The organism is Saliniramus sp. (assembly GCF_035311605.1).
GTDB lineage: Bacteria > Pseudomonadota > Alphaproteobacteria > Rhizobiales > Beijerinckiaceae > Saliniramus.
Genome location: NZ_DATGCW010000195.1, coordinates 1 through 5,054, shown reverse-complemented (window position 1 = coordinate 5,054; position 5,054 = coordinate 1). Strand labels below are relative to the sequence as shown.

Annotated in this window: 7 protein-coding genes; 3 read left to right on the top strand and 4 right to left on the bottom strand. The window is 65.4% G+C overall.

Annotation, left to right across the window (positions count from 1 at the left end; all coding sequences use genetic code 11):
- Positions 1-407, bottom strand: a 407-nt coding sequence (locus tag VKP01_RS08960; RefSeq protein WP_324411806.1) for an SDR family NAD(P)-dependent oxidoreductase, incomplete at its 3' end; no start/stop codon positions are given.
- Positions 408-534: 127 nt separating this feature from the next.
- Entirely contained in the window at positions 535-1,146 is a 612-nt protein-coding gene (gene pdxH / locus VKP01_RS08955; RefSeq protein WP_324411805.1) for a pyridoxamine 5'-phosphate oxidase, read from the bottom strand.
- 135 nt (positions 1,147-1,281) lie between these two features.
- Here pdxH and VKP01_RS08950 point away from each other — a divergent pair, with 135 nt between their 5' ends.
- From VKP01_RS08950 to VKP01_RS08940, 3 genes are all read left to right on the top strand, one after another.
- A complete protein-coding gene (locus VKP01_RS08950; RefSeq protein ID WP_324411804.1) occupies positions 1,282-1,752 on the top strand; it encodes an RT0821/Lpp0805 family surface protein in 471 nt (156 codons plus the stop codon).
- 147 nt (positions 1,753-1,899) lie between these two features.
- On the top strand, positions 1,900-2,895 hold the full coding sequence (locus tag VKP01_RS08945; RefSeq protein WP_324411803.1) for a J domain-containing protein: 996 nt from the start codon (positions 1,900-1,902) through the stop codon (positions 2,893-2,895).
- Positions 2,896-3,070: 175 nt separating this feature from the next.
- Positions 3,071-4,129: a dipeptidase gene (locus VKP01_RS08940; protein ID WP_324411802.1), complete on the top strand. Its 1,059-nt coding sequence runs from the start codon at positions 3,071-3,073 to the stop codon at positions 4,127-4,129.
- Between the two features lie 19 nt (positions 4,130-4,148).
- Here the strand turns inward: VKP01_RS08940 and VKP01_RS08935 are convergent, their stop codons facing one another.
- Both VKP01_RS08935 and VKP01_RS08930 read right to left on the bottom strand, forming a co-directional pair.
- Positions 4,149-4,739, bottom strand: coding sequence for a HupE/UreJ family protein (locus VKP01_RS08935; protein ID WP_324411801.1), 591 nt, complete (start codon positions 4,737-4,739; stop codon positions 4,149-4,151).
- Positions 4,740-4,773: 34 nt separating this feature from the next.
- A partial coding sequence (locus VKP01_RS08930) for a GTP-binding protein (RefSeq protein WP_324411800.1) occupies positions 4,774-5,054 on the bottom strand: 281 nt, incomplete at its 5' end.

Here is a 5,054-nt window from a genome sequence, read left to right as displayed (position 1 = left end):
ACGTTGACGATCGAGCCGCGCGCCCGTTCGAGCTCGGCGCTCAAGCCTTTGGCGAGCAGGATCGTGGCGAAGAAATTCACCTGGTAGACGTGCAACCAGTCCTCGAACGGCGTGTTCAGCACGTTCAGCCGTCCGCCATCGGGCGCCTTCGGCGAAATGCCCGCATTGTTGACCAGGGCATGAAGCTTGCTGCCCTCGACTTCGAGACGCTGCTTCACGTCGTCGATGGCGCGCAACGTATCGCGGGAATCGGAAAGATCGACCTGGAGATGGTCCTCCGGGCCCATTTCCCAGGGGCAGTTTTCCGGGAAGGCATGGCGCGAAGCGGTAATCACACGCCAGCCGGCAGCCGAGAAGCGCTTCACCGTGGCATGGCCGATGCCGCGGCTGGCGCCGGTCAGCAGCATCACCCGGCGGGGTGCTTTGGTATTCGAGGCGTTGGACACGTGCATCGCTCCCAGGAACAGACGAAGGCGACTTTAGGCGATTTCAAGCCCCGGCGCATCGGCGAAAGCGCGCAGGGCAGCCCTTCCTTCACGGATATAGGCGCGTGCGTTCCCAGCCGCCATCTTCCGTGCGTGAGAAAACGACGCGATCATGCAGGCGAAACGGCTTGTCCATCCAGAACTCGAGGCTTTGGGGCACGATCCGGAAACCGGTCCAGTGGGGCGGGCGCGGTACCTCGCCGATGGCATATTTCGCGGCGTTCTTCGCCACCGCCTTCTCCAGCGCGAAGCGGCTCTCCAACGGACGCGACTGCTGGCTGGCCCAGGCGCCAATGCGGCTGTCGCGTGGACGCGAGGCGAAATAGGCATCGGCCTCCTCATCCGGGACCTGCTCCACCCGACCGCGCACGCGCACCTGACGGCGCAGGCTCTTCCAGTGGAAGCACAGGGCCGCCTGCATGTTGATGGCGAGCTCGTTGCCCTTGTTGGATTCGGTATTGGTATAGAAGACGAAGCCGTCCTCGTCGAAACCCTTCAACAGCACCATGCGCACATTGGGCATACCTTTGGAATCGGCAGTGGCCAGCGCCATCGCGTTGGGATCATTGGGCTCACTCGTCTTCGCCTCCTCCAGCCATTCGGTGAACAGCGTGAACGGAGCGGATGCTTCGGTGAAGTCACCGGTTGTTAAACTTTTCAATGTCTTAATCCCCGGTATTGCAGCATGTCGCGAAACGGGAGACGAAACATGATGCGCGAATCGGCGCACAAGGGATCGGCCCCGACCCGCAGCCTTCTATATAGGGCTTCCCCGCCCCTGCGCGAAGGCGCGATCATGACGCGTCGCGATGGGCGCTCCACCGCAGGTGCGGTACGGCGCGCCCTGCTGGCCGGGATTCTGTGCATCCCCCTCGCCGCCTGCAGCTTCAGCATGCCGCTTTCCCCCTTCGGCGCCGCACCGGACCCGATCACAACGGGCTCGATCGGCCCGGTTTCGCCGCTGGCCGATGCGCATGATCATGAAGATTGGCGCCGCGCGCGGGCCGCACTGGCCGTCGCCCTCGATCCACAGGGACCGGGAACCCGAGTCGGCTGGGAGAATCCTGAGACGGGGAATGCCGGCGCCTTCGAATCGACATCGAACGCCTATGTGCGCGATGACCGGGTCTGTCGGGATTTTGCGGCGGATCTGTCCTTCGCGGAAAAGCCGCGACGCACCGGCAACGGCATTGCCTGTCGCATGTCGGAGGCGGATTGGCGCATCGACGGCTTTTCCATGCAAAGCGATGCACCGGACGGGCGCTAGGTCATGCCGACGGGATGCCACGCTCCGGCACGGGGAGTTGCGTAACGGCAACACCTATCCCATATCCGGATCGTAGCCGGTCCGGGCGCCCCTCAGGGCTTCCGGGCCCTCCAGTTTCACGCAATCCATGCGCGGCAGGATCCAAACATGCGCGACCCTTACGACATCCTCGGCGTGTCCCGATCGGCGAGCGAGGCGGAGATCAAATCCGCCTTCCGCAAGCTCGCGAAGAAATGGCATCCGGATCAGAACAAGGACGCCAAGGCGGCTTCGCGCTTCGCCGAGATCAATTCCGCCTATGAATTGCTGGGCGATGCGGAAAAGCGCGGCCAGTTTGATCGCGGGGAGATCGACGCGGAGGGCAAACCGCGCTTCACCGGTTTCGGCGCCGGCGGCGGCCGTCGCTACGAGGGCTTCGAAGGCTTCGATTTCGATCCCGCAGCGGCGGCGCGCGGGCGCGGCGGCGCCTGGCGCAGCGGTCCCGGAGCGGGTGGCGGTGGCGGTGGCGGTGGCGGCGCGGAGGATATCTTCTCGCAGCTTTTCGGCGATGCCTTCCGCCAGGCAGGACGCGGCCCCAACCCCTTCCAGCAGGCCGGTCAGACGGGTGCGCGGGGCGGCGCGGCGGGTAGGGGCGCGGCAAAAGGTGCGGATATCAACGCGTCCCTCAGCGTCAGCCTCGAAGACATAGCCGCCAACGCGAAGAAGCGCATCCTGCTGCCCAATGATCGCGAGGTGGAAGTCAACCTGCCCAAAGGCGTCAGCGACGGGCAGATCATCCGCCTGCGCGGCCTCGGTGGCGAGAGCCCGATCGGCGAACCGGGCGATGTGCTCCTGCGCATCGATATCGTGCCGCATGAGAAATTCACGGTCGAGGGCGACAATCTGCGCCATCGCCTGCCGGTGCCGCTCGAAGACGCGATCCTCGGTGCGACGCTGCGGGTACCGACGCTCACCGGCGCGGTAGAAATGAAGATTCCGCCCATGTCGAGCTCTGGGCGCACCTTCCGCATGCGCGGCAAGGGCCTGCCCGGCAAGAAGCAGACCGGGGACCTCCTGGTGACGCTGGAGATCAGACTTCCGGAAGAGGCCGACGAGGCGCTCACCGAATTCGCCCGTCGGCGCCGGGCGGCGAAGGCGGCCTGAGCTGGCCCGGCAATCCGGCCGTGCCGGGAATGGCGATGCCCGTCTCGACGGGACCGGCCCGTTTCGTGCATAGATCACGTTGCTGTCTCGCGCGAATGGTACCGGGCGCGAAACATGCAGGGCAGCGCCACGCCCTGCCTCATATCAGGCCAGGGCCATAGCTGGAGTGTCTTCCATGAGTCGCCACGCCACACCGCCGATCCTCGACGGCCACAACGATCTTCTGCTGAAGCTCTATCGTGGGGAGGTCAGCGTCGAAGCGGTCCTGCGTGGCCACGGTGACGGCCATATCGACCTGCCTCGCGCCCGCAGTGGCGGCTTCGCCGGCGGTTTCTTTGCCGTCTACGTGCCCAGCCCCGGCAGTGCCGAGGACGCGGATGCGATGATGCGCCAGAGCCGTTACGACATCGCCCTTCCGCCACGCATCCCCTTCGAGGAAGCAATCAAGGTCGCGCTCGGCGAAATCGCCTGGCTCTGCCGGCTCGAAGCTGCGGGCGCGGTCACGATCTGCCATAATGCCGCCCAGCTGCGCACAGTGATCGAATCGGATCGCATGGCCGCCATCCTTCATATGGAGGGCGCCGAGGCGATCGATCCGGATTTCTACGCCCTCGAGACCCTCCACGCCGCAGGCTTGCGTTCGCTCGGCCCGGTCTGGAGCCGCCCTACAATCTATGGACACGGTGTGCCTTTCCGGTTTCCCTCCACCGGCGATACCGGCGGCGGGCTCACCGAGGCCGGCAAGGAGCTGGTCAAGGCCTGCAACCGGCTGCGGATCATGCTCGACGTCGCGCATCTCAATGAAGCCGGCTTCCGCGATCTCGCTGCAATCAGCGACGCGCCCATCGTCGCCACCCATTCCAATGCTCATGCCATCTGCCCGCATGCGCGCAATCTGACCGATCGCCAGCTCGATCAGATTCGCGAGAGTGACGGGATGGTCGGGATCAACTTCGCCGCCGCCTTCCTGCGCCCGGACGGACGCATGGACCCCGATGTCGGGCTCGACGTGATGATGCGCCACCTTGATCACCTGGTCGAACGGCTGGGAGAGGATCGTGTCGGATTCGGCTCGGATTTCGACGGCGCCACCGTCCCCGATGCCATCACCGACTGCGCCGGATTGATCAATCTGCGGCGCGCCATGCGCGATCACGGCATCAGCGAGCCGCTGATGGAAAAGCTCTGCTACGGCAATTGGCTGCGTGTGCTCGAAAAGACCTGGGGCGCTTGAGCCACGCAGCCAGCCCCCTTCAGACCACGAGCAGCACCATCCCGATCGCCGCGACCCCGGCCCCTGCCACGCGCGAAGCCCAGATCCCGGGGCTGCGCCCGATCAGGAAGCCGAGCGCGAGACCAACCGCGTGGAGCAGCACCGTCGCGAGCGCGAAACCCGCAATATAGCCAAGCGCACCCGTTGCAGTCGGCAATTCGGCGCCATGGGCATAACCGTGGAAGATCGCGAACAGCCCGATCACGGCGCCACCAAGAACCAGCGGCGCGCGCACGCGCAGAGCGACCGCGAGCCCGAGGGCCACCACCGAGAGTGCGATACCGATCTCCATCGCGGAAATCCCGCCATAAGCCATCCCGGCCAGCGCAGCCACAATCATGGTCATGACGAAGGCCACCGGCCAGGCGATCAGCGCCCGCCCTCCGATCAGCGCCGCCCAAAGTCCCACCGCGACCATGGCGAGCATGTGATCGAGCCCGGTCAGGGGATGCAGGAAGCCGGGCAGGAAACCCGCCGCTTCGCCGTGATGGTGATGCGGATGCGCGAGTGCCACGCCGCTCGTGAGCGCGAGAACGGCGGCGGCGCCTGCCGTGGCGAGAATGCGTTTCATGGTACCCCGTCCCCTCTTTGCCGGTTCTGTGACGTCACGCAGCCTTGGCCTTGAGGCCGCCCGCCTCCTTGATGAAGCGCGCAACGACATCGACACCCTCGCCGGTATGCATGTTGGTGAAGACGAAGGGGCGTTTGGGCCGCATGCGCAGCGTATCCGCCTCCATCACCGAAAGGTCCGCGCCGACATGCGGAGCGAGATCGATTTTATTGATCACGAACAGATCCGAGCGCGTGATCCCGGGCCCGCCCTTGCGCGGGATTTTCTCGCCGGCTGCGACGTCGATCACGTAGATCGTCAGATCGGCGAGTTCCG

Bases quoted from the DNA above. Each gene is read 5' to 3' on its own strand.
- VKP01_RS08950 (WP_324411804.1), top strand. From the start codon at position 1,282: ATGACGCGTCGCGATGGGCGCTCCACCGCAGGTGCGGTACGGCGCGCC.
- VKP01_RS08945 (WP_324411803.1), top strand. From the start codon at position 1,900: ATGCGCGACCCTTACGACATCCTCGGCGTGTCCCGATCGGCGAGCGAG.
- VKP01_RS08940 (WP_324411802.1), top strand. From the start codon at position 3,071: ATGAGTCGCCACGCCACACCGCCGATCCTCGACGGCCACAACGATCTT.
- VKP01_RS08935 (WP_324411801.1), bottom strand. From the start codon at position 4,739: ATGAAACGCATTCTCGCCACGGCAGGCGCCGCCGCCGTTCTCGCGCTC.